The organism is Amycolatopsis regifaucium (assembly GCF_001613935.1).
GTDB classification, from domain to species: Bacteria; Actinomycetota; Actinomycetes; order Mycobacteriales; family Pseudonocardiaceae; genus Amycolatopsis; species Amycolatopsis regifaucium.
Genome location: NZ_LQCI01000002.1, coordinates 463,104 through 488,328, shown reverse-complemented (window position 1 = coordinate 488,328; position 25,225 = coordinate 463,104). Strand labels below are relative to the sequence as shown.

Below are 25,225 nucleotides of genomic sequence, written 5' to 3'. Positions count from 1 at the left end.
ATGACCGCCGAACCAGCCCGAGACGCGATCGGGACCTACGAACTGCCGAACGGGGTGCGGGTGAGCTGCGCCGACGAAACCGAGGCGCGGATCCTGTGGGCCGAGATCGACGGGGACACCCCCTACGCCGAGGCGATCGCGGGGGTGGGGGCCGACGAGGTCGTCCTCGACGTCGGCGCGCACATCGGCCTGGCATCGCTGTGCTTCACCGAGCGCGCCCCGGCATCCCGGATCATCGCCTTCGAACCCGCCGCCGCCACTTTCTCCTGCCTGGAAAGGAACTTCGCCGAGCATGTGCCCAACGGCACGGCGCTGAAGCTCGCCGTCGCGGCGAAGAACGGCGAACAGGAATTCGTGTATCACCCCTACGTCAGCTCGAAGTCGACTCTGCACACCGACGAGACCGACGAAGATCTCAACCTCGAGGCCTACCTGGACAACGCCGGCTTCGACGAGCAGGCGAGACCGCTCGTCCGGGAGATGCACAACGTCCGGACGATCGAGACGGTCGAGGTGGTCACCCTCAGTTCGGTACTGGACGAGCACCGGATCGAGCGGGTCGGTCTGCTCAAGATCGACGTCGAGCGAGCCGAACTCGAGGTGCTCGAAGGGCTGCGGGAGGACCTGTGGCCGCGGATCCGGCGGGTGCTGGCCGAGGTGCACGACCGGGAGGGCAGGCTCGGCGCGGTGGTGGCCAAACTGGCGGGCCACGGCTACGACGTCCGCGTCCGCCAGGCCCCGGCCTTCGCCGGCGGCAGTGTCTACATCGTACTGGCGACCCGGGATCAGGATTCGTGAGAGACAAGGGCTGCCGAGGGGGTAAGGCAACCGTGTCGTGGGGGAGTCGGCAGAAGCGGGTAGCGGCGGCAAGTGAAGGCTTTCCCCCAGTACATGATGGCCCCCTTCCTTGCGCCAGGCGCAAGGAAGGGGGCCATCATGTACTTCACGCGAACATGACCGCGTACCTCAAGCTTAGACGCGGAGAGGGCCCGACGCGACGTCCGAGACCGTCAGGGGGTGACCCCGGCCCCTTCGTAGGCACCGATGTTCAGTTTGTCGGTGAGCGGGTTGCCGAAGAAGTCCTTGCCGCCGTTGTTCGCCACGGGCGCACCGTGCTGGATCGCGGGTGACGCCTCCCGGAGCCGGTAGCCGTTCGTCGTCGACATCGACGTCGCCGTACCGGGGGACACCAGCCGCGGGTCGCCGATGATCGAGGTGATGCTGTCGGCCGGAACCCCGGAAACCTGGTAGAACACGTTGTTCACATACTGACCGGTGGTGTCGTTGATGGAAGAGCCCGACGGCTGGCCGTAGAAGATGTTGTTGGTGAAGTGGACGCCGGTCGCGCTGGTGCTGACGTTCGTGACCAGCCGGGGGCTGTTCTGGGCGTAGAACACGTTATTGTAGACCTGGGTGTTCGATGCGTCGCCGCAGGCGATGGTCACCGTGCTGGTGTACGGCTCGTCGGTGCCGGCCGCGTCGTTCTGGCTGAGGTTGTACCGAGCGATCCCGTTGGCGTTCTTCAGTTCGTTACCGGAACACTGCAGCAGGAAGCCGCCCTTGTTGTCGTGCGAGAAGTTGTACTCGATGATCGTGTCGATGTTCGCGTCGTCCAGGCTGAACGCCATCGCCTGGCCCTTGCCGTTCGACACGTCGTTGTACCGGATCCGGGTGCCCTCGGCGTTCCAGCCGTACGCACCCGCACTGTCCTGAGTGGACCGTTCGTTGAAGCCGTCGATGATGTTGCGCTCGATGATCGCGCCCGAACCGTTGAACACCACCATGCCCTCGCCGCCGATGTCGCGCACCGTGTTCTCGGTGAACCGCACCTTCGTCATCGGCACCAGCGGTGAACCGAGCCAGGTGGACAGCATGCCGACACCGATCCGGTCCACGTGCGTGATGGTGCTCTTGGTCACGGTGACGTCGTCGAACCGCGTCGGGGTCTTGGAGCCCGCGGCGTAGAACACCACCCCACCGCTCGGCGGGAACCGGCAGTCGCAGCCGTTGACGTCGTGTACGTCCACATTGGACACAAGATAGTGGCTGCCGACGCCGTAGTCCTCGAGCAGGACGTAGATGCCCGCGCGCTGCTGATTCGCCGCGGGGGCCGGGCCGGTGTTCGTGATGTCGAGGTCGCGCAGCTCCCAGCCCGCGACGTTGCGGAGGTGGATCGCGCTGGCCGCGCCCTTGCCGTCGATGCGGGGCTTGGTGCCGGAGCCGAACCTGCCGACCTTGATGGGGCGGCCCGCCGTGCCGGAACCCGTCGGCGCGAAGGTGCCGGTGCAGGTGACGCCGGCTTTGAACAGGATCGTGTCTCCGGCCAGGTACTTCATGGTGTTGGCTTTCGACAGCTTCCAGGCCTGGTCCGGACTGGTGCCGGGGCCGACGTCGAGACCGCGTGCGCAGTCCACGAAGAACGTGCGGGGGACCTTGGGTGGGTCCGCCGCGGCGGGCGTGGCCGCCACGCTCGCGCCGAGGAGCAGTGAGGCCGCGATCGCCAGGACCTTGGCCACGGCGGGTCGTTTTCCGTGCATGGATGTACCCCCTTGTTCGTTCCTGCGTCTGTGATGTCCTCCGGCCGCCCCCAGGCAGGCCGTCACCCTCGGTTATGTGAATAAGCCCGATTCGTGCGAGCGGGTGTACTCCACTGAGTCCGATACCCGCCGTGCGACACCCGACTTGTCACGCAGAGTCTAAGCACGTCGGTTCGACGGCATCCATTAGTGAAATAACTAACTTATAACTATGTCTAAGGTGACTGGTCGCGTCGTGTCACTGGACGCATGGTCCATTACGTTGGGTATAATCATAAGAGGACTAAGGACTTAATAACTAACTCGAATATGACTGTGTGAGGTGTCGCAGTGCGAACGTGGGACCGCGTCACTTGGTGTCTCCAGTGGACGGCCGTGGGTGACTATTCCGCGCTCCGTTCCGGATGCGACAGTCGTTTTGCCTTGTCGCGGCGCCGATCCGGCCGCTCGTCCATTCCGGACCGGTGAGCGACACCGACCCGTCTGGTCGCGGGCGAGTTCTCCCGACGGGACCAGGGCACGATCACCGATCGCGTTCGACCGCTCACACCACTTCGCCGAAGCAATCTAGGTGGGTATCGATGCCGAATGAGCCGCAACGGGTGCTGGTCCTGATCGTCGGCGGGGGTCTCGCCGGTCTCGCTTCGTCGTTGTTCCTGGCTCGGCACGGGGTGCGCGCGGTACTGGTGGAACGGTGGCCCGGGGTGCGGTCGACGGGTGGCGGGGACGGCGTCGACCAGCGGACCATGGAGATCTACCGGGCACTGGGTCTGGAAGAAGCGATCCGCGGTGACTCGCCGCCTGTCCGCGGGCGGTGGCCGGATCTCTGTCCGTGCGCGTACCACGAGGGGGAGCGGCACGAGGTCGAGCCGGTGCTGCTCGAAGCGGCCCGGCGGCGGGGCGCCGACGCCAGGTTCGGCACCGAGCTGGTGTCGATCGCCACCGACGCCGACGGGGCCGACGCGGTCCTGCTGGACCGCGTCGGCGGACGACGCGACGTCGTGCGCGCGGACTACGTGATCGCGGCGGAGGGGGCAGGCGGCCTCGCCGCGGCCGCTCTGGCCATCCGGCTGGAACTCCAGACGGCCGAACGGCAGGCCGATCCGTGGCCGTACCCGTCCGGCACGGCCGAGTCCTTCCGCGTCGGCCGGGTGTTCCTGGTCGGGGACAGCGCGCACCGGTGGCCCGAGGACGGCGCGCTCCGGGCGGGCCTCGCGGTCCAGGAGGCCCACAACGTGGCATGGAAGATCGCCGGGGTGATCCACGGCTGGGCCGGGCCCGGCCTGCTCGACAGCTACGAGACCGAACGCCGGCCCGTCGCCCTCGAAGTGGAAAAGCGGTTGTCGCGGTGGCCGACGTGGACACCTCCGGCCATGAACGAGGCCGAGGAACAAGTGCTGACGCTGGGGCAGCGGTACCCCGAGGGCGCGCTGGCCGGGGACCGGCCGGCCTCGGTGTTCGGTGACCGGCTCGGCGTGCGGGCCTGTCCCGGGGAGCGGGCTCCGCACCTGTGGCTGGAACGGGCCGGGGCCAGGCTGTCCACCCATGACCTGTTCGACGGCTCGTTCGTCCTGCTGACCACTAGCGGCGGAGTGGGATGGACCTCGGCGGCGACCCGGATCGCGAGCCGCAGGTGCCTTCCGCTGCGGGCCTACCGGCTCGGCCGCAGCTCGGCGGACGCCGATTTCGGCGACGTCCAGGGCCGGGCACCGGACCGCTACCCGATCGGCGACGACGGCGCCGTGCTGATCCGCCCGGACGGCTATGTCGGCTGGCTCACCGACGTCGCGCCGGAATCGCCGGAACTCGTGCTGGGCGAGGTGTTCGACAGGCTGCTGCGGTGAGCTCGCCCCCCGCGGCCTGCCGGTACGTTCCCGGCAGGCCGCGGGCCTCAGGGTTTGCGGCAGATGACGAGGGTGTCGTACGCGCCCAGCGGCTGCTCGGTGATGTCCCGGCAGCCCGCGGCCGTGGCGTGGTCCTTCACCTCGGTCACGGTGTACTCGGAACCGCCGTCGGTGACCAGCAGCATGTCGAGACTGATCACCAGGTTCTCCACATGCTCGGGCTCGTCGTCCAGCATGCGGTCGTAGATGAGCAGGCTGCCGCCGGGTTCGACCGCGGCGTAGGCCTTCGCCACCAGCTCCTTGCGCTGCCCGGGATCCCAGTCGTGCAGGACGTGCCCGAGATTGACCAGATTCGCGCGGGGCAGCGGGTCCTCGAAGAAGTTCCCGCCGTGGAAGGTGGCCCGGCCGGTCAACCCCGTCTCGGCCATCAGCTCGTCGAAGAACGGCTCCATCTGGGGAAGGTCGAAGACCGTTCCCGTGAGCCCCGGGTTGGCGCCGAGCACCTTGGACAGCAGGTTCCCCCGGCAGCCGCCGACATCGAGCACCGTGCCGTGGGGAGCGAAGTCGTACGCGGCGACCAGCTGGGGGCCGAGTACCTGGGTCAGCCCGTCCATCATCCCGATGAACTGGCGCAGCAGACGAGGATCGGCCACCACCAGGTCGAAGTTACCCACCGCCTGCGGCCGGCCGGTGCGCAGCGCCTCGGTCAGCTTGCCCCACGCCGGGTACAGGTTCCGGTTGGACCGCTGCAGAAAGCCGCCGATGTAGTCGTCGGTGCCGCGGATGAGGTACTTCGCCGCCGACGGGCTGTTGTGGAACCGGCCGTCCACGTGGTCGAGCAGGCCGAGCGCGGTGAGCAGGTGCAGCATGTCGGGCAGGCCTCGCCCGGCGACGTCCAGCCGCTCTCGGATCTCTTCGGCGGTGCCGGGGTTTTCCCGCAGGACCCCGAAGACATCCAGTTCGACGGCGGTGAGCAAGGCCTTGGCGTCGGAGAATCGGTTGCCGAGACGGATGATCTGCTCCGCGGTGTCCAAAGTGGACGCCGCGGGGGCGGTGCTGGTGCTGGGCATATGCCGGCTCCTCGGGCTCGGTCGGGTCGGGGTTGGAGAATCAGGCGAAGGCGACCTTGGCCAGCTGGTCGAGCTGTCCAGGGTCCGCGGTGGTGGGGAAGAGCAGCAGTTCGTCGCAGCCGGCCGCGGCGTAGTTGTCGATCGTTTCGCGGAGCCTGCCTTCGTCGGAGATCAGGCCTTTGGCCAGGAACTCGGCTTTCGGCCCGATGTAGGAGTAGTAGTCGCGCAGGTACTGGGCGCCGCGAGAGGCGTTGTCTTCGCCAAGGCCGACGTAGGTCATGGCGGCCATCTTCGGTTTGTCGTCGCGGCCGGCGGCGGCGAACGCGGTGGTGGCCCGCTCGACCAGGTCGGGGTAGGCGGCGGCGCTGCCGCCAGGGGAGATCCAGCCGATGCCGTGCTTGGCCGCGCGGGCGAGCGCCGCCTCGGAGTGCCCGCCGATCCAGATCGGGATCCGATCTCGCACCGGCTTCGGGCCGATGCCGGGCACTTGGCCACCGCCCGACCACACCTCGACGAGGTCCTCGAGCAACCGGTCCAGCAGGGCGCCACGGCGCCGGTACGGCACCCCTGTCGCGGCGAAGTCGTCTTCGCGGCCCCCCGCCGCCACACCGAGCACCAGCCTGCCACCGCTGAGCCGGTCGATGCTGGCGAGCTGCTTGGCCAATTCCGCCGCACTCGGCCGGTATGCGGCGAGCAGGATGGTGCTGGCGAGGGTGATCCGTTCGGTCACCGCGGCGGCCGCCGCCAGCGCGACGAGGCTGTCGTAACTGTCGTAGACGAGCCTGTCGAGGACCGCCAACGTACTGAATCCCAGTTCTTCGGCACGTTTGGCGAAGCCGATCAGCTCGGCGCCCGCGGCGCCCGGCACCGTACTGGGTAGCCCTACTCCGATGTCCATGCGCTTTGCCTTCTCCAATCGGGTTCTTGCCTGGTCGTTCCGAGCCTGCCGAGATCCGGTCGGGTGGCGCTGGAGCGGAACTGGGACCCCACGCCGGGGAAACTCATCCGGCCCGTTTCGGTGGCAGGAGCCGGGAAAGGGCGGCCGCGAGCAGGAGGACGCCCACCTGGATCCACAAGGTCGAGGTGGTGGCGTCCGCGAACGCGCGCTGCTTCGCGTCGGCCAGCGCGGCGACGACGGCCGGCCGGTCCAGCTCCGCTGAGCGGCAGGAAACCGGCTGGGAGAACGGGTTCGTGTCGGCGGCTTGGTCGCGTACGCAGGAGGCGAACGCGGCGGCCGGGGTGCCGGGCGGAGCGGCCGCGGCCTGGTTTCCGCCGTGTGCCACGAGAGCGAAGAAAACGGTCGCCGCCACGCCGACGCCGACGGCGCCGGCGAACTGGAAGATCGCGGACAGGATGCCGCCCGCCGCACCGGCGTCACCTTCCGGGACGTCGCGAAGCTGGATGTTCACCAGCGTGCCGACGACCAAGGCCATCCCGGACCCCGCGACGAACAGCGCTGCGGAGACCGCCAGTGGAGACAGGGCGGTCCCGGTCACGCTCACCAGCGAACTCAGCACGGCGATGCCGAGCGCGAGCAGCACCGACCCGGCGGCGACCGTGCCCCGGCCGAAGCGCGGTACCCTGCCGGCGCCCCAGGTGCCGACGGTCACCAGTGCCACCGCGAACCCGACGAGGCTGACGGCGGTCTGCATGGGGGTCCAGCCGAGCGCGAGCTGCGTGAACCAGACGAGGATCAGGTTCACCGAGATGATGGTGGACATGACCAGCGTCGCGAGCAGACCGGCGGCGGAGAACGAGCGCAGCCGGAACAGGCTCGTCGGCAGCACCGCGTCCCCGCCGCGCCTGCGCTCATGGTCGATCAGCACCAGCAGCAGCGGCACCGCCGCGCCGAGCATCGCGAGCAGCCACCACGGCCAGTTCGCCTCCCTGCCCTGCTGCAGCGGGACGATCACCAGCGCGGTGACCACCGCGATCAGCGTGATGCCGATCGGGTCGAGGCGCGGACGGCGCGGAGACCGGGACTCGCCTACGAGCGCCAGGGTCGCGATCACGATCGCGGCCCCGACCGGGACGTTGATCAGGAAGATCGCCCGCCAGCCGAGGCCGAAGAGATCCCGGGTCGCCAGCAGCCCGCCGAGCAGCGGCGCGCCGACCTGGGCCAAGTTGATCACCGCGCCGTAGATCATGAAGCCGGTCCCGCGTCTTTCCGGCCGGAACAGCAGTTGCATCATCGCGAACACCTGAGGCGTCATCAACGCGCCGAAAGCGCCCTGCAGCAGCCGGGCCACGATGAAGAGTTCGGCATTCGGGGCGGCGGCGCAGCAGGCCGACAACACGGTGAAGCCGGTGACCCCGATCAGGAAGATCCGACGCCGGCCGTGGCTGTCCCCGAGCCTGCCGCCGACCACCAGCACGACCGCGAACGCTAGGACGTAGGCGACGACGAACCACTGGCTCTGCGCGTAGGTGGCCCCCAGATCACGCTGGATCACCGGCACCACCACGGTGACGATGCCGACGTCGAGCAGATCCATGAACGAGGCGAAGGCGAGTACGAACATGGCCAGACCGGCATGGCGCGGCACGGACGGCGCCGGGATGGTCGTCATGGGAAGCCTCTCCGGAACGGGAACACGCGGCACCGTGAAAACGGCCCGGCCCGGCCGCCGGGACGGAAACCGGGCCGCGCCGCGGTCAGATGGCGAGGTCGACCTTGTAGTGGCGGAGCCAGGCGTTGAACTGCAGTGCGGTTTCCACGTTGATCCGGCTCTGCCATTCGTGGGCGGAACCGGTCGGGTTCGCCGCTGTCTCCTTCGAGGCCTTCAGATCGAGCAGGGGCAGCACCGGTGAAGACGGATCCGCCAGCACCCCGGCGAATTCGCGGTGCAGTGCCTCGGTGTACGCCGGGTCCTGGGTCACCGGCCACGGGCTCTTCCGGCGCTCCACAATGGACTTGGGCAGCAGGTCGCCGACGGCTGCCCGCAGGAGGCTCTTCTCGCGGCCGTCGAACGTCTTGAACGCCCACGGGGTGTTGTAGAGGTATTCGATCAACCGGTGGTCGCAGTACGGGATGCGGGTCTCGAGCCCGTGTGCCATCGCCAGCCGGTCGCCGCGGGCGAGCAGCATCGGCAGCCACCTGGTGAAGTGCGCGTAACAGATTTCGCGCATCTTGTGCTCCAGACCGTTTTCCCCTTCCTGGTGAGGAGTTTCGTCGATGGTCTGCTGGTAGTTGTCGGCGTAGTAGGTTGCCATGTCCAGCTTCCGGCTGAACAGTCCCTGATCGAACAGCCCGCGGCCGTGGCCGGTGCTGCGCATCTTGTTTTCGTTGGCCACCCAGGGAAAGGTGCCGGAATTGGTGAAGTCCGGGTCGAACATCCAGCGGAAGCCGCAGAACACCTCGTCACCGACCTCGCCGGTGAGCATCACCGTGGAGTGGTCGCGCACCGACTTGAGCATCAGGTAGTGGGAAGTGTCCATGTCGCCGAGAGTGGACGGCATGTCCTGTGCCAGCAGCACCGCCCGCCGGGTCTCCGGGTCCATCAGGTCGGCGGTCCGGATCATGAGATCGGTGTGATCGGACCGGACCAGCGCGGCCATCTCGGCGGCGAACGGGCCGTCCGGGGTGTCGCGGACGTCGTCCGGCCGAAAGTTCTCTTCGTAGCCCTCGAAAGCGTGAGTGACCGTGCGCACCCGGTCGCCACCGAGTTTCCACATCCACTGGGCGGCCAACGCGGTGATGGCGGAGGAGTCCAGCCCGCCGGACAAGCCGACGCACAGCGGTACGTCCGCGACCAGTTCGCGCAGCACGATGTCGGACAGCAGCGAGCGCACGTGCGCGATGGTGCCGTCGAGGTCCTCCTCGTGCGGTTTGGCCTCGAGCTTCCAGTAGGTCTGTTCGTACAGACCCTTGCGGCTCACCGTGAGCGTGTGGCCGGCGCGAAGTTCCTGCATGTCACGGAACACCGCGGCGCCGGGACGTTTGGCCGTGGAGAAGATCTCCCGGAGTCCGTCCAGATCCACCGTCGGCCGGATGGCGGGATGCGCGAGCAGCGCCTTCGGCTCGGAGCCGAAGATGAATCCGCCGGGGATCTTCGCGTAGAAAAGCGGTTTGATGCCCATCCGGTCACGGATCAGCACCAGTTCCTCGGTCCGCAGGTCCCAGACGGCGAACGCGAACATGCCCTCGAGGCGCTCCGCGCAGCGCACCCCCCACTCCAGGTACGACCGCAGCACCACCTCGGTGTCACTGCGGGTGCGGAACTTGTGCCCCCGCTCACGCAGTTCGGTGCGCAGCTGCTGGAAGTTGAAGATCTCGCCGCTGTAGGCCAAGACCGCGGTGGGGCTTCCGTCCTCGTCGGCGATCATCGGCTGCGCGCCGCCCGCCGGGTCGATCACCGCCGTGCGGGTGTGCCCGAGGCAGGCGTGGCCTCGCAACCAGAGCCCGTGATCGTCGACGCCGCGGCTCGCGATCGCCTCGGTCATCAACTCCACGGTCGGCCGTTCCGTGGCCAGGTCACGGTGGTAGTCGATCCAACCGGTGATTCCGCACATGTGCCAGCCCTCTCGTCGCATCGAAGCCACTTCGACGCAGGCTCGTCAGTGAGGCTCGAACAGGGCTCGACGCCATCTGGAAGCGGCGGCGCGTGAAGGCCCCCTTCCCCCTCGGCTGAGCCGAGGAAGGGGCCTTCACGCTTTCCCTGATTCTGGACGCCGACGTGGCCTCTCGTGCGAGCCCGCTCACGCCGAATTCCACCGCCGACCAGTGGTTATGCGACATTGCCGGGACCCTGACCCTGAAAGCAGGGAAGAGGCCTTCGCGTGTTCGGGCGGGATAGCGGCCCGGGTCCGGGATCCAGGCACGCGAGTCACGCTTCACCCAAGTACATGAACGCCCCCTTCCCTGCGCTAGGCGCAAGGAAGGGGACCTTCATGTACTTCACGACCGGCCGCCGAGGTCACAGCCGCCCCACTGTCACCTTGCCTTCCCTCTCGATAACCGGCGTTCGAGCCCGGTTCGAGCGGTCCCGCCCAGGCTCCTCCCGGTACGGACCTCGGTGGGGAACGGGAGAAAACGCGATGACAGCACTGGGAGCACGTTCGGTGGGTGCGCTGGCGGCCGCACTGCTGGTCATCCTGTCGTCCGCCACGCCGTCGGCCGCGGGCACCCGCCCAGCGACGTACTTTGTGGACTGTCAGCGAGGATCGGACGCGGCATCCGGCACGCGCGCCTCGGCGCCGTGGGCGTCGGTGGCGAGAGCGGGCGCGCAGGCCTACCGGCCGGGCGACCGTATCGCGTTCCGCGCGGGCACCCGGTGCGACGGCATGTTCGCGCCGAAAGGCTCCGGTACACCGAGGAAGCCGATCACCGTCGGGTCCTACGGCTCCGGTGCCAAACCCGCCATCGACGCCAACGGCGCGCTCGCGGCCGTACTGCTGGACAACGTCGAAGGCTGGGAGATCGAGCACCTCGCGCTGTCGAATTTCGGGCCGCCGCCCGGCGCGCACGAGATCCGGTTCGGCGTCTACGCCCGGCTGACCGACTACGGCATCGGACGGCACTACGTCGTGCGTGACGTCGACGTACACGACGTCAACGGCTGCCAGTGCCAGAACCCCGGCGACCCCGATCCGAGCGGGGGGATTCTCTTCAAGGCCGCGGGCACCGAGCGGCCGACCGGCTTCGACGACGTCCTCGTCGACGGCAACACCGTCACCAGGACCGGGCGGACCGCCATCGGCACCTCTTCGGACTGGCAACGCCGTCCCGAGTACCCCAGCGGCACCGGGTCCGCGTACGTGCCCATCACCGGGCTGCGGATCACCGGGAACACGCTGCGCACCATCCACGGCGACGGTATCGGTGTCTACAATGGACTCGACGCGCTGGTCGAGGACAACGTGCTCGACGGCTACGCGATCGGCGGGACGAAGTACACCACCGGCATGTTCGCCTACAACTCGAACGGCACCAGGATCCGCTACAACACCGTCTCGGACGGGAAAGGCGGGCAAACGCTGCCGTCACAGGCCTTCATGGTCGAGTCCGCGTCGCTGGGAACGGTGTACGAGCACAACCTCAGCCGCCGCAGCGACGGCGGCCTGCTGATCGTCTGCAACGACCCCGACGCCACTTCGGACCGCACGGTGTTCCGGTACAACGTCAGCCTCGACGACAACTCGCTCGGCCGGTATCCGAACGGCGACCGCACCGGGGTCTTCACGATGATGTGCGGCGATCCCGGCTCGCTTTCGGTGTACGGCAACGTGGTGCGCACCAGCGTCGCCGAGGTGATGGTGAACAACGTCGGGGACTTCGGCGCGTCGTTCGTCGGCAACCTGTTCTCCGGCCGTCCCGGCGGTTCGCGGATCGACGATCCGAAGAGCACCTACCGCCGCAACGTGTTCCTTTCCATCACCGGCCACCCGGGGACGGGCGCCTTCCCCGCGCCGCCGGTCGACGCGGGTGCCCACCGCGACCGGTTCACGGCGCGATGACCGGCGCGCCCGAACTCGTCTTCCCGCTCGCCGACGCCCACGCGCTCGACCCGGACGCCCGGTTTCGTGGGCTGCGGGACGAGGGACCGGTCCGCGTGCGGCTGCCCTTCGGCTCGGCCGCCTGGCTGGTGAGCAGTTACGAGCACGTCCGGACGGTGCTCGGGGACCGGCGGTTTTCCCGGGCGGACTCGCTCGGCGCGGACGAGCCGCGCGTGGTGCCGATGCCGCAGCGGGCCAACCTGATCCTGAACCACGACGAGCCGGAGCACAGCAGACTGCGCGGCCTGGTGGCCGCCGCGTTCACCCGGCCCGGCGTCCGGCGGCTCGAGGCGGTCACGGAAGCTTTCGTGGCAGGCCTGCTGGATCGGCTGAGCGCGCAGGGCCCACCGGGGGACCTGGTCTCCGCGGTCGCGGCGCCGCTGCCCGCGCTCGTCATGGCCGAACTGCTCGGTGTGCCCGGGGAAAGCCGCGAAGAATTCGTCGAGCTGACCGGCTCCCTGCTGGCGACGGCCCTGGCGAGGCAAACCGCCGAGCAGACCAAGGCCGCGGGGCTCCGGCTGTGGGAAGGGCTCGGTGATCTGGTGCGCGAACGCCGCCGATCGCCGGGCACCGGGCTCGTGGCCGATCTGGTCCGGGGCGGGGTGAGCGACGAGGAAGCCGTCGCGCTGTGCGCCACCGTGGTGATCGCCGGCCACGACGCCACCACCATGCAGCTCGGGAACTTCTGCTATCAGCTGCTCACCGCGCCCAGGCAGTACGACAGGCTGGTCGCCGACCCGGGGCTGATCGAGAACGCCGTCGAAGAACTGATGCGGTTCAGTCCGCTCGGTATCAGCACGGCGTTCCCGCGCCGGGTGACCGAGGACGTCGAGCTCGGCGGAGCGCTTCTGCGGGAGGGGGACTACGTGGTGGTGGCGCTGACCGCGGCCAACCGCGACGGCGAGGTCTTCGACCGGCCGGACGAGCTCGAGCTGACCCGGCGGCCGAATCCGCACCTCGGTTTCGGATACGGACTCCACCGGTGTCTCGGCGCGCAGCTGGCGCTCCTGCAGCTTCGCGTGGTGTTGCACGCGCTGGTCACCAGGTTTCCGGGGCTGGCGCTGGCCGTGCCCGTCGCCGACGTGCGCTGGTCGCCCGGCCTGCTCGCGAGAAGCGCGGAAAGCCTCCCGGTCCGCTGGTAAGGCTTCCGCTCAGCAGAGCGCGCCGTCGACCGTGACGGCGGTGCCGGTGACGTAACCGGAGAGGTCGCTGGCCAGCCAGCGCACCGCGTCGGCGACCTCGTCCGGGGTGGCCAGCCTGCCGAGCGCGATGACCGGGTGGAACCGGGCCAGCAGCGCGGCGCGGTCCGTCTCGGCGAGACCGTCGTAGACCTCGGTGTGGACCATGCCCAGCGTCAACAGGTTGAACCGGATACCCGCGGGGCCGTATTCCTGTGCCAGCGAACGGTTCCAGCCGTGCAGGGCGGCCTTCGACGCGGTGTAGTGCACGCGTCCGGCCAGGCCGAGCTCCGCGGACCTGGAACTGATCGCGACGACCGACGACCCGCGGCCGAGCAGCGGGAGCACCGCGGTGGTCAACCGGTGCACGGCGGTGACGTTGGCGGCGAGGGTGGCCTCCCACTCGGCCAAGCCGAGCTTCGGGTAGTCCGCCCGGACGACCGCCGCGGCGTTGTGCACCACCAGATCCAGCCCGCCGAACCGCTCGGCACAGCGCTGGGCCAGGCGTTCGGCCTCGCCGTCCGCGGTGAGATCGGTCTCGCAGACGAGGTGCTCGCCACCGATGGCGGCGAGTTCGGCCCGCAGTGCCGCCACGGCGTCACCGCTGTCACCATGTCCGCGCGCGCAGGTGACGACGTCGACGCCGTCCTTGGCGAGCGCGAGCACGATTGCCTTCCCGATCCCTCGGGTGCCGCCGGTGATCAGTGCGCGTTTGCCCCGCAGTTCCAGGTCCATGGGCTCAGCGGCCGCCCGCCACGTTGATCACTTCGCCGCTGATGTTGCCGTTGGCCTCGGAACAAAGGAAGACGATGAGCCTGCCGACGTCCTCGGGTTTGCTCAGCTGCCCGCTCGGGGTGGTGGCCGCGGCCTGTTCGACGATCGCCGGGTCGACGCCGTCGAAGCTCTCCGTCAGCGTGCCGCCGGGCGCCACCACGTTGCTCAGCACGCCGCCCTTCGTCCACATCAGCCCGCGGACGAACCCGTTCAGCGCGGACTTCGCGGCGCTGTAGATCTCCGAGCCGTACATCCCGTGCTGGGCCGTCACCGAGGACAGCAGGACGACCCGGCCCCAGCCGCGGGCCCGCATGCCGCCCAGCGCGTACTGGACGGTGCGGAGGTGTCCCTCGCTGTTCTCGCGCAGCTTGGTGTACCAGTCTTCCTGGAAGTTCTCGAACTCGGTCAGATCCTCCGGGTTGATCCAGGTGAAGGTCTGGGCGTTGCACACCACGACGTCGATGCCGCCCCAGTGCCGCTCCACCTCCTCGACGGCGGCCTTGATCACGGCCGGGTCGCCGAGATCGTGCCGGACCGCGAGTGCCCGGTCCGGACCGCCGAGTTCGGCCACCAGCTCGTCGGCCGCTTCCTTGCCCGTGTGGTAGGTGATGGCGACCCGCGCGCCCTCGTCGGCGAACAGGCGGGCCGTCGCCTTGCCGATCCCTCTGGTCGCGCCCGTGATCAGCACCCGCTTGTCCTGCAGTCCCAGATCCATAACGTCACTCCGAAGTCTTGGTCGTGCCGGGCCGGAGGCCGGCCGGTACCTTGACCCTAATCGATATAGCCATACTATGGCTATAGTTCGGCGAGTCCGTCAGTCGCCGCGCAGCGCGGCGGCCAGCACCGGGTACTCGGCCTCGGTGGGCGCGGTGATCCGCAGTCCGCTCACCCGGCCGGCCTGGGAGCCGGAAAAGACCCGGACCACCACTCCGTGCCGGAGCAGCCGCTCGTGTTCCCGTTCGGCGTCCTCCGTGTACACGAACCGGTAGTGCACCGGCACGCCGGTGACCACGCCGGGATACCGCGCGCACAGCAGGGCCTCCATCCGGTTCGCGGTGGCACTCAACCGGCTCCGGCTGTGTGCCACCCAGCCGAGATTGCGCAGCGCTTCGGCGGCGACGAGCGCGTCCAGGTAGGAGATCGACCAGTTCAGCTGCCGGGCCCGGATCGCCGCGCGCAAAGCGGCGTCGGGTGTCCACATCACCCCGGTCCTGGTTCCCGCGATGCCGAACAGCTTGTTGGGCGAGAGCAGCACGACGACGTTGCCGAGCCCGGACCAGATCATCGAACGCCGCGAGCCACCGTCGGCGAAGTCGATGTACGCCTCGTCGACGATCAGCGTGGAGCCGGAGTTGGCCCGGCAGATCGCGGCCAGCTCCTCCGACGGCACGTACAGGCCCAGCGGGTTGTTGGGGTTGGACAGCAGGACACAGTCGTAGTGCCGCATCGCGTAGGCGACGCGGGCCGCTCTGGTCTCCGCGGTCTCCGGTACGCCGGCGGTCGGCCCGACGTGGTTGGTGATCCACCGGATGCTGTCGGTGTAGTCGGGGGTGACCACGGCGGTGCTCCGCGCCGGGAAATGGGCCGACAGCAACCGGATGAACTCAGTGATGCCGCGTCCGGCCACCAGCTCGCCGCCGTCGGCCCCGAGGTACTCGGCGTAGGCCGAGACGAACAATTCCTCGGCGTCGTAGGGATGGGCCCGCAGCGAGCGGATGTCCACCGCGCGCAGCGCCGAACCGACGCTGGTCGGCGGGCCGTACCGGTTGATGCAGGTGCCGAGGTCCAGATAGGCCTGCTCGCCGAGCGCGCGCAGATCCCCGCCCTGCCACTCGGTCGCTTCGGCCGTGGTCGTTCTGGTCATCGGTTCGCGGCCTTGTGCAGTTCGACGAGCGTCTCGTTCTCGTCCAGCGCGACCACGGCGCCCTTCCGGAACCCCGCCGCCTCGGCGAGTTCGGTCAGCTCGGCGATGGTGTACTCGGATCCGCCCGGTGTCACCAAGCGCATGTTGAGGCTGGCGACCAGGTTCTCGACGTGACCGTAGTCGTCGGGCAGCATCCGGTCGAAGACCACCAGCGTGCCACCGGGGTTCACCGCACGGTAGGCGTTCTCGACGATCCGCGTGCGCTCCTCCGGCGACCAGTCGTGCAGGATGTGGCCCAGCACCACCACGTCCGCGGCCGGGATCCGGTCGCGGAAGAAGTCGCCCGCCTGGAAGCGCACGGAGCCGGGACTGCCGATCTCGGCGCGGTACTCGTCGAAGAACGGCTCGATCTGTTCACGGTCGAAGACGGTGATCTCCAGCTCCGGGTGCGCTTCGGCGAGCTGGCTCGCGAGGTTGCCGCGCCCGCCGCCCGCGTCGACCACGGTGCGGCGCCCGGCGAATCCGGCCGCCTTGATCACCTTGGGGCCCAGTACCTGCATCAGCCCGTCCATCATCCGGACGTAGGGCGCGATCATCTCCGGATTGTTGAGCATCACTTCGAAGTCGCCACCCGCTTGGGGCTTGCCGGTGCGCACCGCGTCGCCGAGGCCACCCCACACCGGGTACAGGAAGTGTTTGGCCCCACCGAGGAAGTCCCCGATGTAGCCGGGTTCACCCGGGACCAGGTGCCGGGCGGTGGCTTCGGTGTTGCGGTAGCGGCCGTCCGCGGTCTCGAGCAGGCCGAGCGCCACCAGCAGCTGGAGGAAGTCACGCAGGCCCCTGCCGTGCAGGGCGAGGCGTTCCCGCAGCTCCTCCTCGGTCGCCGGGCCTGCCGTGAGGTTGCCGAAGACGTTCAGTTCGACCGCCGTCAGCAGGGCCTGCGCGTCACAGAAAGCGTTGCCCAGCCGGAGAATGTCGGCCGAACCGTCGGTGTGCCGACCGGCCTCTTCCTGAACGGGCCGGGTACTGGTCTTCGTCATCGGCGTTCCTCTCCTGTTTCCGGGTCGCGATCACCGTGGCGAGTCCCGGTCGAAAATCGCTGGGACGGGGCTGGGCGCGGCGCGCTGACCGCCTTTCCAGCGCCACACCAGCGGGTGGTTGAACTGTGTGCACGAGAAAAACGCCCAGTTCGCCGTCGGCGCACGGCTGACCCGAGAGAGGTGCCAGGTGTCCGGTTCGTGCCCTGTTTCCTACCCCTTCCCGTGGACCCCGCCGCTGGAGATCCCGGAGAAATGGCGTGACCTCCGGGAGCGGCCGATCGTGGAGATCACGCTGCCCAGCGGGGATCCCGCCCTGCTGGTGACCCGGTACCGGGACGTGAAGGCGCTGTTCGCGGACGTGCGGCTGAGCCGTAATACCGCGTGGTACCCGACGTCGCGGATCTCCTTGAACAACAACCTGTTCAGCGATCCGGAAATCGATTCGGACCCGCCCCGCTACAGCGCCGAGCGAGGCCTGGTGACCAGAGCCTTCAGCGCCCGGCACATCGAAGCGCTCCGGCCGCTCGCGGTGTCGATCACCGGCGAACTCCTCGACCGGATGGCCGAAGGCGCGTCTTCGGCCGAACTCAACGAGACGATCGCCTTCCCCTTGCCGATCCGCGTGATCTGCCATCTGCTCGGCATCCCCGAGGAGGACATGGAGGTCTTTCGCGGACTGGTCGACGGTTTCCTGTCGATCAGCAAACTGCCGGACGCCGAGGTGGCCCGCTGCCGCGAGGACCTGTGGAGCTACATCGACAAGTTCATCCGGCTGCGCCGCGAAACCCCGGGTGAGGATCTGACCAGCGCGCTGATCCAGATCAGCGACGGCGATCAGGATCGGCTCTCCGACTACCAGCTGCACCACTGGATCCGCACCCTGCTGATCGCCGGCTACATCACCACCGCCAGCCAGATCGGCTCCAGCATGGCCGTGCTGCTGCACCGGCCGGAGGTCGTCGCGGACCTCCGCGCGGACTACTCGCTGATCCCGTCGGCGGTGGAAGAACTGCTGCGCTACGAACTGATGGGGTCCTCGCTGGGCTCGCTCCGGTACGCGCTGGAAGACATCGAACTCGCCGACGGCTCGGTGGTGCCCAAGGGATCCACCGTGCTGCTGTCGACCGAGGCGAACGTGGACGAGACGGCGTTCCCCGACCCCTTGAAACTCGACATCCGGCGCACCAACAACCATCACCTCACCTTCGGCTCCGGTATCCACTACTGCGTGGGCGCGGCGCTGGCGAGGATGGAGCTGCAGGTGGCGACGGAGGGCCTGCTGCGCCGGTTCCCCGGGTTGCGGCTCGCCGTGCCCGCGGCAGACCTGCCGCGCAAATTCGGCGGGTTCCTGGAGGCGTTCGCGGAAATCCCGGTCGAGTGGTGACCGGTGAGGACTCACTGCGTGTCTCGGCGGATCGGAACGTCTGCGTGGTGAGCAGTCTTTGCGTGTACCGGGTGCCCGAGGTGTTCGACCAGGACGAGGAGGGCCGGGTCAAGGTCGTGGACCGGACCCCGCCCGCCGAACTGGCCACCGAGGTGCGCCGGGCGGCACAGGGCTGTCCGACGCGGGCGATCCGGATCGACGATTCCGGTGTGGAGGAACGACGATGACGCAGGAGACGGCCCGATCGGCGCCCGCCGGTGCCCCGGCGAGCCCTCCGGGTGCCCGCGGTGTCTACGTCGCGCTGGTACTCGCCGCGATCCTCGGCCAGATGTCCGGCGCGATGCCGACGGCCGCGCTCGGGGACATCGCGCTTCGGCTGGAGGCCTCCGCCTCGGCGGTGGGATTCGCCCATTCGCTGTGCTTCCTGCTGGGCGGCCTGGTCGCGGTGGTGGTGGCCAGCTACGCGGACTACTCCAGCAGGCGGCGGCTGCTGATCGGCTCGCTGGTGGTGACCTGTGTGGGGCTGGCGCTCGCCGCGGCCACCCCGAACGTCGAGGTGCTCATGGTGGCGCGCGTCCTGCAGAGCGCGTCGGGGGCCGCGTTTCCCTTGGCCCTGCGGGTGTTGTGGGAAACGATGCCGCCGGAACGGTTCGGTCGTGCGATGGGCGTCATCACCGCGGCGTACGGCGGGGTGGCCGGGATCGACTCGCTGATCGGCGGCTGGCTGACCGACCACGGCGGCTTCCGCGCGGTCTTCGGCTTCATGACCGCGTTCGGCGCGCTCGCCCTGTACGCCGCGGTTCGCGCGGTGCCGGGGTCGGAACCGTCGCGGGACGGCAAAATGGACTGGTGGGGCGCGGCGGTGCTGTGCCTGAGCCTGGCCTCGATCCAGGCGGCGGCGGGGATGGCCGACGGCCCGGTGCGCTGGCTGCTCGTGTTCGCCGGGCTCGGGGTGGCGCTGTTCCTCGTGTTCGTCCGGGTCGAGGCGCGCCGGGCGAACGCCCTGATACCGGCGCGGTACCTGCTCTCGCGGCGGATCTGGCCGATGCTGCTGACATCGGTCCTGCTGCTGACCGGCGTGCTCAGCGTCATCAACTACACGGTCCCGTTGCTCGCGATCTTCCCGGCCGGTGGCTACGGCTACTCGGCGACGATGATGACCCTTCTGTTCATGGTGCCGCCGTGCGCGGTGACCGTGCTGGCGTCACCGCTCGCCGGCGCGCTCGCCCCGCGAGTCGGCTGGCTCCGGATCCTGCGGCTGTCGCTGGCCGGGGTGGCGCCGCTGATCGTGGCCATCGCGCTGGCCCATCGCTCGCAGTGGGTGGTGCTCGGCCTGGTGATCCTGCTCGCCGCGGTGAATTCGGTGGCGCTGACCGCGCTCAACGGGCTCAGCGTCGTACTGGCCCCGCAGGGCAAGGCCGGTGTGCTGCCGGGGATCAATTCCGCGTGTCTCGGTCTCGGCGGGTCGATCGGCATCGCGCTCGCTTCCCAGCTGTCCGGCCGGGCGCCGTCGCCCGGTGACTCGCCGACGGCCGGATTCGCGGGCGCGCTGTGGATGGCGGCCATCGCGACCGCGCTCGCGCTGGTGGTCTCCTTCGCGGTCCGCGAACGGCGGGACGGAGAACTCTGAGCTTGGAAAGTGATCCGGGCTATCGAGGAGTAAGGCGAGCGTAGCGCGTCCTGAAGGCTCCCTTTGAGACGTTGAAGGTCTCGAAGGGAGCCTTCAGGACATCGGGCTTCGACGCTGGGACAGCGGTTAGCGTGTCGGTCGCCGTAACTCTCCATAGAAGCGGCGTGAAAAGGGCCCCGGTGCGGCGACCGCACCGGGGCCCTGGCGGGGCCCGGCCCCTTCCGTGCTGGGGGGTTCGGGAGGGGCGGGCCCGGGTTCAGATCGCGGGGGCCGAAGCCACCCGCTCCAGTTCGGCGACCACCGCGGCCGGTGACGGCTGGGCGCGGATCTCCTCCCGCAGTGCCAGCGCCGCGCCCCGGAAGCCCGGTTCGGAAAGCAGGCGTTCGACCTGGGTCGCGACAGCGTCGTCAGTCGCCTCGTCGCGCGTGAGCACTTCGCCCGCCCCCTTCGCCAGTACGCGGCCCGCGTGCGCGGTGTGATCCGGCAGCTGCGGTACGAGCAGCATCGGGACACCGTTCGACAGCGCGGTGAGGATGCTCCCCGCCCCGCCGTGCGAAACGAGCAGGTCGCAGTGCCCGAGCAGGCCGTCCAGCGGCGCGTCGACGTACAGCGACACGTCGTCCGGCACCGGTCCGAGCAGGTCGAGCTGCGCCGACGAACACGCCAGTACGACACGCACGTCCAGCTTCCGCAGGACTTCGACGACGCTTCCCGCCAGGAAGAGCCGCGGGTGCAGCTTCGCCATCGTGTGCCCCCAGCTGACACACACCGTCGGCCGCCGATCGCGCGGCGGCGGGGCCGGGAGCGGGCCGGGGCCGTTGAACGGGAGGTACCGGATCGGGAGGCGCCGATAATCCGACGGCAGTTGCAGAGACGCGGGCGTGGGGTCGATGGTGCACGCCCCGAAGGGGTCGAACCCGGTGACGCCGTGCCGTTCCGCCAGGGGCGCCAGTGCCGAGGGCAGGACGGTGCGGGCGCGCAGCATCAGATCGGTGCCGTAGAGGTGACGTACCGCGGGCACGCCCGCGGCCGCCGCGCAGATCGGCCCGGCCAGTGCGGTGGGGTCGTACACCACGAGATCCGGTCGCCACCGCCCGGCCAGTTCCACCAGCCCGCCGGTCATGGATTCCGCGTGGGCGAGGAACATCTCCATCGCCCTCGGCCCGCTCCCACCGCGCGCCGCGCCTCCCCAAGGGACATCGGTGTCCTTTGTGGAGGGAAGAACGTAGCGGCGGACCATGTCGGCCGCCGGCACGTCGGTCCCGACGGTGGCGCCCGGCAGCCCGGTTCCGGTCACCCAGGTCTCGGCGGCCGGCTGGCTGGCCAGCAGGACGTCGTGGCCCGCCGAACGCAACGCCCACGCCATCGGCACCAGCGCGTACAGGTGAGAAGGCCAAGCCCAGGCGGTCAGAAGTACGCGCATCAGTGGGCTCGCTGCGCGTATTGAAGCCGGAAGCGCTCCTGCGCAGGGATGTCGAACGTGTCTTCGGTGCCCTCGGTGAGCATCTCCGACAGCCGGGTGTGCTCTTCGATGAGCTGATGCCCCACGGCGCGGATGCAAGGCAGGCAGTGGCAACTGCTCGAGTCGTCCTCTTGGATGGTCACCAGGCACAACTCGGCGAGTTCGTCGAGGATCGTCTCCGCGATGTACTCCGGAACGGACAGACGAGCCGCGAGTTCGGCGGTGGACACCGAGCCCGTCGGCGCCTCGGTCACTATCCGGAACGCGGCCCTGCCCGGCGGGGTCAGGCACAGGTAACTCTGCCAGACCCCGGCGCGTAGGCCGAGCGGATCGCTGGTGGCGCCGCCGTCCCTCGCCAGTTCCGCCTTGATCCAGCGGACGGTGCGGGCGGGTGTCCAATGTGGACGGACTTTGAGCCGGTTCGCCACGGTCTCCAGCGCGCCGGGAAGTCCATCGCACAACCGCAGCAATTCCTTGTCGGCGGCGGCGGGTGTGCCGTCCTTGTCACGGCCCAGGCAACCGGCGAGCAACACCCCGCTCTGCTCGAGGTCCAGTGGTGACAGCTCGATCACCGTGGCCGATGGCGACGGGGCGAGCCGTCGCCTGCTGATCACGATCACCGCGCAGTCGTCCCCGGACGGCATCAGCCCAGTCAGCTGGTCCAGGTTCGTCACGTCCTCGAAGACGGTCAGCAACCGCCGGTCCGACGTGAGCGAACGGAAGCGGAGCATCCGGTCGTGGGTGCCGGACGGAAGGTCGGGGTGCTGGTTGTCGAGCGCGCGGAGGAAGTGGCCGAGGATTTCGTTCTTGTCGACCGGGTTGCCGTCGTCGTCGATGAGCCGGGCGTAGAGCTGGCCGTCGGGGTACTGGTGGCGCACCGAATGCGCGATGTCGATGGCGAAGGCGGACTTGCCGGAAGCGGGCGGCCCGGTCACGACGACCGTCGCGGGGCCACTCGATTCGCCGGCGCGCAACGCGGCCAGCGCCACGGACCGCGGTTCATCCCGGCTGACGAGGTTGTTGTGCCTCGGCGGCAGCTGACACTGTGGTTCGACCAGCGTCACCCGCTGCACCTCGTCGTCCAGCGGCAGGTCCAGTGAACTGTCGGCGTCGAGCACGGCACGGTGCAGCCGTTGCAACTCCTCCGACGGGTCGAGGCCGAGTTCCTGATTCAGGGCGGTACGCAGTTGCTGGTAGACGCGGAGGGCCTCCGCCCGCCGTCCGGCCCGGTGCAGCGCGATGATCAGTTTCGACTGCAGGCTTTCGTTGGTCGGCTCCTGACCGACCAGCCTGGCGAGTTCGCCGATCAGTTCGTGATGCCGCCCGAGCCGGAGGTCCGCCTCCAGCCGGAGTTCCAGCGCGTTGCGGCGGAACTCGTCCAGCCGCAGGATTTCGGCGTGCAGCACCGGTCCCACGTTGACGTCCGCCAGCGCCGGGCCGCGCCACAGCAGGCCGGCGTGGGTGAGGGTGGCGGCAGCGTCGGTCCAGCGGCCTGCCGAACTCTCCAGCCGCCCTTGGTTCACCAACTGCTCGAAGCGGTACGCGTCGAGGCATTCGGGTTCGTAGTTGAGGCTGTACCCGCCCGGTGAGGTCTGCAGGCTGGGAAGCGGTCTCGTGTCGTACTCCTCCGACGTCGGCAGTCCGGTGCGCTGGAGGCGGAGCAGCTTGCGCAGCTGGTAGATGTAAGTCTGCATGGTGGTCGTGACGCTGACCGGTGGGTTGTCCTCCCAAAGCTCTTCCAGGATCTGCTCGTTGCGCACCACCCGGCCGGAATGCAATGCGAGCAGGGCGAGTACCTGACGAAGTTTCGCGGCGGTCGGGGTGATAATCGCGTTGAGGTGGACGACTTCCAACGGTCCGAGCACACTGATTCTCAAGGTGGGCCCCCCATGGCTCGACAAGAAGATTACTCGCGCTAATAGTTTCAAAATGACCAGTCGAGGTCTACGGCCAGATGGGCGATAAAAGAACCACGGACCGTAATACCGTGCCCGGGGGCGCATTTCGGACGGCGCCTGAATTTCTGTCGAAGGGGAGTCGGAAATGTGTCGCCGCCGCTCCGAAGAATGGTGCATTACGGACATATGGCAAGCCGTCGGGGGAGGCGCGGGCGACCGCTCGAGGGCGCGCCGCGGGTCCGCCGGGAGCCGGGTAGTCGACGGCGGCATTCGATGCCACGGTGTAGTTCGATATGGTGAATTACTCCCTCCGGTCCGGTTCAGGTCGGTCGCCCTAAGTGGAAGGCAAGCGGCTGACCGGTGAAAAGAGTGAGCAATTGAACCGAGTTGGGTCAATGATGATTAGGCTTAATGACACTATTCACGATCCCGGTGATCTCGGTGTCCCGCTGGTCGGGCCAGGGGCCTGTGACCTGGCCTTGAAGGTCGTTGCGTCCGTGGGGACGGTCGTCCGAGGGGGTGACGGTGTCCGGTCGACGGGGCGGCGCGGAGATCTCCGCCGACCATCCCCGGCGAAACGGGATGGTCGGCGAAAATCGTTCATTCGATTTATTTTATCGGCCTGCCGGAAGTCGGGGCCGGGTTCACTATTGTATTCGACGGAGGCAACCGGAATTCTCACCGTGAATGGTGCGCGGACTTCTCCACCCCGGCGGCGGGCACCTCGATGTCGAGCTTGCGAATGGACCATTGAGCGATTTTGAGCGACAGCGAGACGGCCTGGGTCGCGTGCTCGGTCACGGCGTCTTGATACCGGCCGAACGCGGCGGGCAGGGTAGTGCCGCCGTCGGCGACCTCACGCAACAACCGGGTGAGCAAGGCCGCGTCCCAGGCGGCGCTGTTCGCCCCGACTCCGCCGGACGGCGGCATCGTATGCGCCGCGTCGCCGAGTGCCACTATCCGTTCCGTGCCCCATGGCCGGACCGGAAGGTCGGCCCGCAGCGAGACCGCGAAGGTGTCTGCGGGGTCGCCGAGTCCGAACAGGCCGCGCAGGCCCGGGTGCCAGTCACGCATCCGGACGGTGGCGAAGCCCGCCAGCTCCCGGCCGTCCAACGCGAAGAACTCCGAGTCCGGCATCGCCAGTTCGTCGCGGTGCACGTTGAGCACCGCCATGTAGTAGTCGTCGCCCGGCGGCAGGTCCAGCCCTGGCCAGATCCGGGCCGCCGCACGCGACGGCGGCTCGCGGAAGACCATCGGCATCAGGCCGAGATGATGCCCGTCGGAGCCGATCACATAGCTGAACGCGCCGCGAAGCCCCTCGGGCAGGCCCGCCCGGTGCACCCCGTCCATCGGCAGGCGGGCGAAGACCGTCCGCACACCCAGGTCCCTGGGTTGCTCCGCCAGGCGAAGCTGGTTCCTTACCGCCGAGTTCGCCCCGTCCGCCGCGACAAGGACGTCCCCGGTCGCGGATTCACCGGAAGCGAAGTGGGCGGTGACGCCGTCCGCGTTCTCCTCGACCCTGATGAGCCGTCGGCCGAACCGCACCACGTCGCCGAGACCGGCGAGCAGGACCCGCCGCAGGGTGACGCGATCGACGGCGTCGATCTTGTCCGGCCCCGGGCCCCGTGGATCCTCGAACTCCGGTGCCCACTGTGGATGTAACTGCTCGTCGAAGGCCAGCAGACCGTGCCCGTGGCGTTCGTTCGAGGTCGCCAGCAGCAGTTCGAGCACCCGTGGCGGCAGGCATTCGCGCATCGCCCGCTCGCCGTCCGGGCTGATCCGCAGTCGGTAGCCTTGGGTCCGTACCCGCGGGGACTTGTCACGTTCGTACACCGTGACGGGCAACCCCGCCGCGTGCAGTCCCTGCGCCAGGATCAGCCCGCCGACGCCTCCGCCGATGATGACCACCCGGGGTCCGTGACGTCCTGCGGACATGCCGTTTCCTCTCTCTTGTCGCCGTGCGTGGCTTCCGCCGCGGGAGCCACGACGCAACCGGCGCCGGCGCCGAGCGCCGCCAAACCTCGCAGTGACCACGAAAACCAGCGGTAC

At 68.9% G+C, this 25,225-nt stretch carries 19 protein-coding genes; 7 read left to right on the top strand and 12 right to left on the bottom strand.

Going from position 1 to position 25,225, the window contains the following annotated elements:
- On the top strand, window positions 1–798 hold the full coding sequence (locus AVL48_RS03440) for an FkbM family methyltransferase (RefSeq protein WP_061983629.1): 798 nt from the start codon (window positions 1–3) through the stop codon (window positions 796–798).
- A gap of 212 nt (window positions 799–1,010) precedes the next feature.
- Here the strand turns inward: AVL48_RS03440 and AVL48_RS03435 are convergent, their stop codons facing one another.
- Window positions 1,011–2,537 carry a right-handed parallel beta-helix repeat-containing protein gene (locus AVL48_RS03435; protein WP_082857531.1) on the bottom strand — a complete coding sequence of 509 codons (1,527 nt, stop codon included), beginning with the start codon at window positions 2,535–2,537 and terminating at the stop codon, window positions 1,011–1,013.
- Between the two features lie 581 nt (window positions 2,538–3,118).
- Between AVL48_RS03435 and AVL48_RS03430 the strand changes: the two genes are divergently transcribed.
- Window positions 3,119–4,381, top strand: a complete 1,263-nt coding sequence (locus tag AVL48_RS03430) for an FAD-dependent monooxygenase (RefSeq protein ID WP_061983631.1) — start codon at window positions 3,119–3,121, stop codon at window positions 4,379–4,381.
- 47 nt (window positions 4,382–4,428) lie between these two features.
- Here AVL48_RS03430 and AVL48_RS03425 read toward each other — a convergent pair whose 3' ends face one another.
- The 4 genes from AVL48_RS03425 to asnB all read right to left on the bottom strand — a co-directional run bounded on the left by AVL48_RS03425 (window position 4,429) and on the right by asnB (window position 9,963).
- Window positions 4,429–5,451, bottom strand: coding sequence for a methyltransferase (locus AVL48_RS03425; RefSeq protein ID WP_061983632.1), 1,023 nt, complete (start codon window positions 5,449–5,451; stop codon window positions 4,429–4,431).
- Window positions 5,452–5,491: 40 nt separating this feature from the next.
- Entirely contained in the window at window positions 5,492–6,349 is an 858-nt protein-coding gene (locus AVL48_RS03420; protein WP_061983633.1) for an LLM class flavin-dependent oxidoreductase, read from the bottom strand.
- Window positions 6,350–6,452: 103 nt separating this feature from the next.
- Window positions 6,453–8,021 (bottom strand): MFS transporter, encoded by a 1,569-nt coding sequence (locus tag AVL48_RS03415; RefSeq protein ID WP_061983634.1) that lies wholly within the window; start codon window positions 8,019–8,021, stop codon window positions 6,453–6,455.
- An 85-nt stretch (window positions 8,022–8,106) separates the two neighbouring features.
- Complete coding sequence (gene asnB, locus AVL48_RS03410) at window positions 8,107–9,963, bottom strand: asparagine synthase (glutamine-hydrolyzing) (RefSeq protein WP_061983635.1); 1,857 nt, start codon at window positions 9,961–9,963, stop codon at window positions 8,107–8,109.
- Between the two features lie 525 nt (window positions 9,964–10,488).
- On the opposite strand from asnB, the gene AVL48_RS03405 reads away from it, so the two are divergent.
- Window positions 10,489–11,907: a right-handed parallel beta-helix repeat-containing protein gene (locus AVL48_RS03405; RefSeq protein WP_158070209.1), complete on the top strand. Its 1,419-nt coding sequence runs from the start codon at window positions 10,489–10,491 to the stop codon at window positions 11,905–11,907.
- Window positions 11,904–13,088: a cytochrome P450 gene (locus tag AVL48_RS03400; RefSeq protein WP_061983637.1), complete on the top strand. Its 1,185-nt coding sequence runs from the start codon at window positions 11,904–11,906 to the stop codon at window positions 13,086–13,088. Before AVL48_RS03405 ends, AVL48_RS03400 begins: the two co-directional genes overlap by 4 nt.
- Before the next feature lie 9 nt (window positions 13,089–13,097).
- On the opposite strand, the gene AVL48_RS03395 is transcribed toward AVL48_RS03400, so the two are convergent.
- The 4 genes from AVL48_RS03395 to AVL48_RS03380 all read right to left on the bottom strand — a co-directional run bounded on the left by AVL48_RS03395 (window position 13,098) and on the right by AVL48_RS03380 (window position 16,802).
- On the bottom strand, window positions 13,098–13,859 hold the full coding sequence (locus AVL48_RS03395) for an SDR family NAD(P)-dependent oxidoreductase (RefSeq protein ID WP_061983638.1): 762 nt from the start codon (window positions 13,857–13,859) through the stop codon (window positions 13,098–13,100).
- 4 nt (window positions 13,860–13,863) lie between these two features.
- Window positions 13,864–14,613 (bottom strand): SDR family NAD(P)-dependent oxidoreductase, encoded by a 750-nt coding sequence (locus tag AVL48_RS03390; RefSeq protein ID WP_061983639.1) that lies wholly within the window; start codon window positions 14,611–14,613, stop codon window positions 13,864–13,866.
- A 99-nt stretch (window positions 14,614–14,712) separates the two neighbouring features.
- On the bottom strand, window positions 14,713–15,762 hold the full coding sequence (locus tag AVL48_RS03385; protein WP_061983640.1) for an aminotransferase class I/II-fold pyridoxal phosphate-dependent enzyme: 1,050 nt from the start codon (window positions 15,760–15,762) through the stop codon (window positions 14,713–14,715).
- A complete protein-coding gene (locus AVL48_RS03380) occupies window positions 15,759–16,802 on the bottom strand; it encodes a methyltransferase (RefSeq protein WP_061983641.1) in 1,044 nt (347 codons plus the stop codon). Before AVL48_RS03380 ends, AVL48_RS03385 begins: the two co-directional genes overlap by 4 nt.
- Window positions 16,803–16,929: 127 nt before the next feature.
- Here AVL48_RS03380 and AVL48_RS03375 point away from each other — a divergent pair, with 127 nt between their 5' ends.
- From AVL48_RS03375 to AVL48_RS03365, 3 genes are read left to right on the top strand one after another with little or no spacing between them, the layout of a single operon-like run.
- Entirely contained in the window at window positions 16,930–18,186 is a 1,257-nt protein-coding gene (locus tag AVL48_RS03375; RefSeq protein ID WP_082857528.1) for a cytochrome P450, read from the top strand.
- Entirely contained in the window at window positions 18,180–18,413 is a 234-nt protein-coding gene (locus AVL48_RS03370; RefSeq protein WP_208616201.1) for a ferredoxin, read from the top strand. The genes AVL48_RS03375 and AVL48_RS03370 overlap by 7 nt, the downstream gene beginning before the upstream one ends.
- Entirely contained in the window at window positions 18,410–19,816 is a 1,407-nt protein-coding gene (locus tag AVL48_RS03365) for an MFS transporter (protein ID WP_061983642.1), read from the top strand. The genes AVL48_RS03370 and AVL48_RS03365 overlap by 4 nt, the downstream gene beginning before the upstream one ends.
- A gap of 256 nt (window positions 19,817–20,072) precedes the next feature.
- On the opposite strand, the gene AVL48_RS03360 is transcribed toward AVL48_RS03365, so the two are convergent.
- The 3 genes from AVL48_RS03360 to AVL48_RS03350 form a co-directional block, all read right to left on the bottom strand.
- A complete protein-coding gene (locus AVL48_RS03360; RefSeq protein ID WP_061983643.1) occupies window positions 20,073–21,239 on the bottom strand; it encodes a nucleotide disphospho-sugar-binding domain-containing protein in 1,167 nt (388 codons plus the stop codon).
- Window positions 21,239–23,155 (bottom strand): AfsR/SARP family transcriptional regulator, encoded by a 1,917-nt coding sequence (locus tag AVL48_RS03355; RefSeq protein ID WP_169812899.1) that lies wholly within the window; start codon window positions 23,153–23,155, stop codon window positions 21,239–21,241. The genes AVL48_RS03360 and AVL48_RS03355 overlap by 1 nt, the downstream gene beginning before the upstream one ends.
- Window positions 23,156–23,854: 699 nt before the next feature.
- Complete coding sequence (locus AVL48_RS03350) at window positions 23,855–25,111, bottom strand: FAD-dependent oxidoreductase (protein WP_061983645.1); 1,257 nt, start codon at window positions 25,109–25,111, stop codon at window positions 23,855–23,857.
- Between the last annotated feature and the right edge of the window lie 114 nt (window positions 25,112–25,225).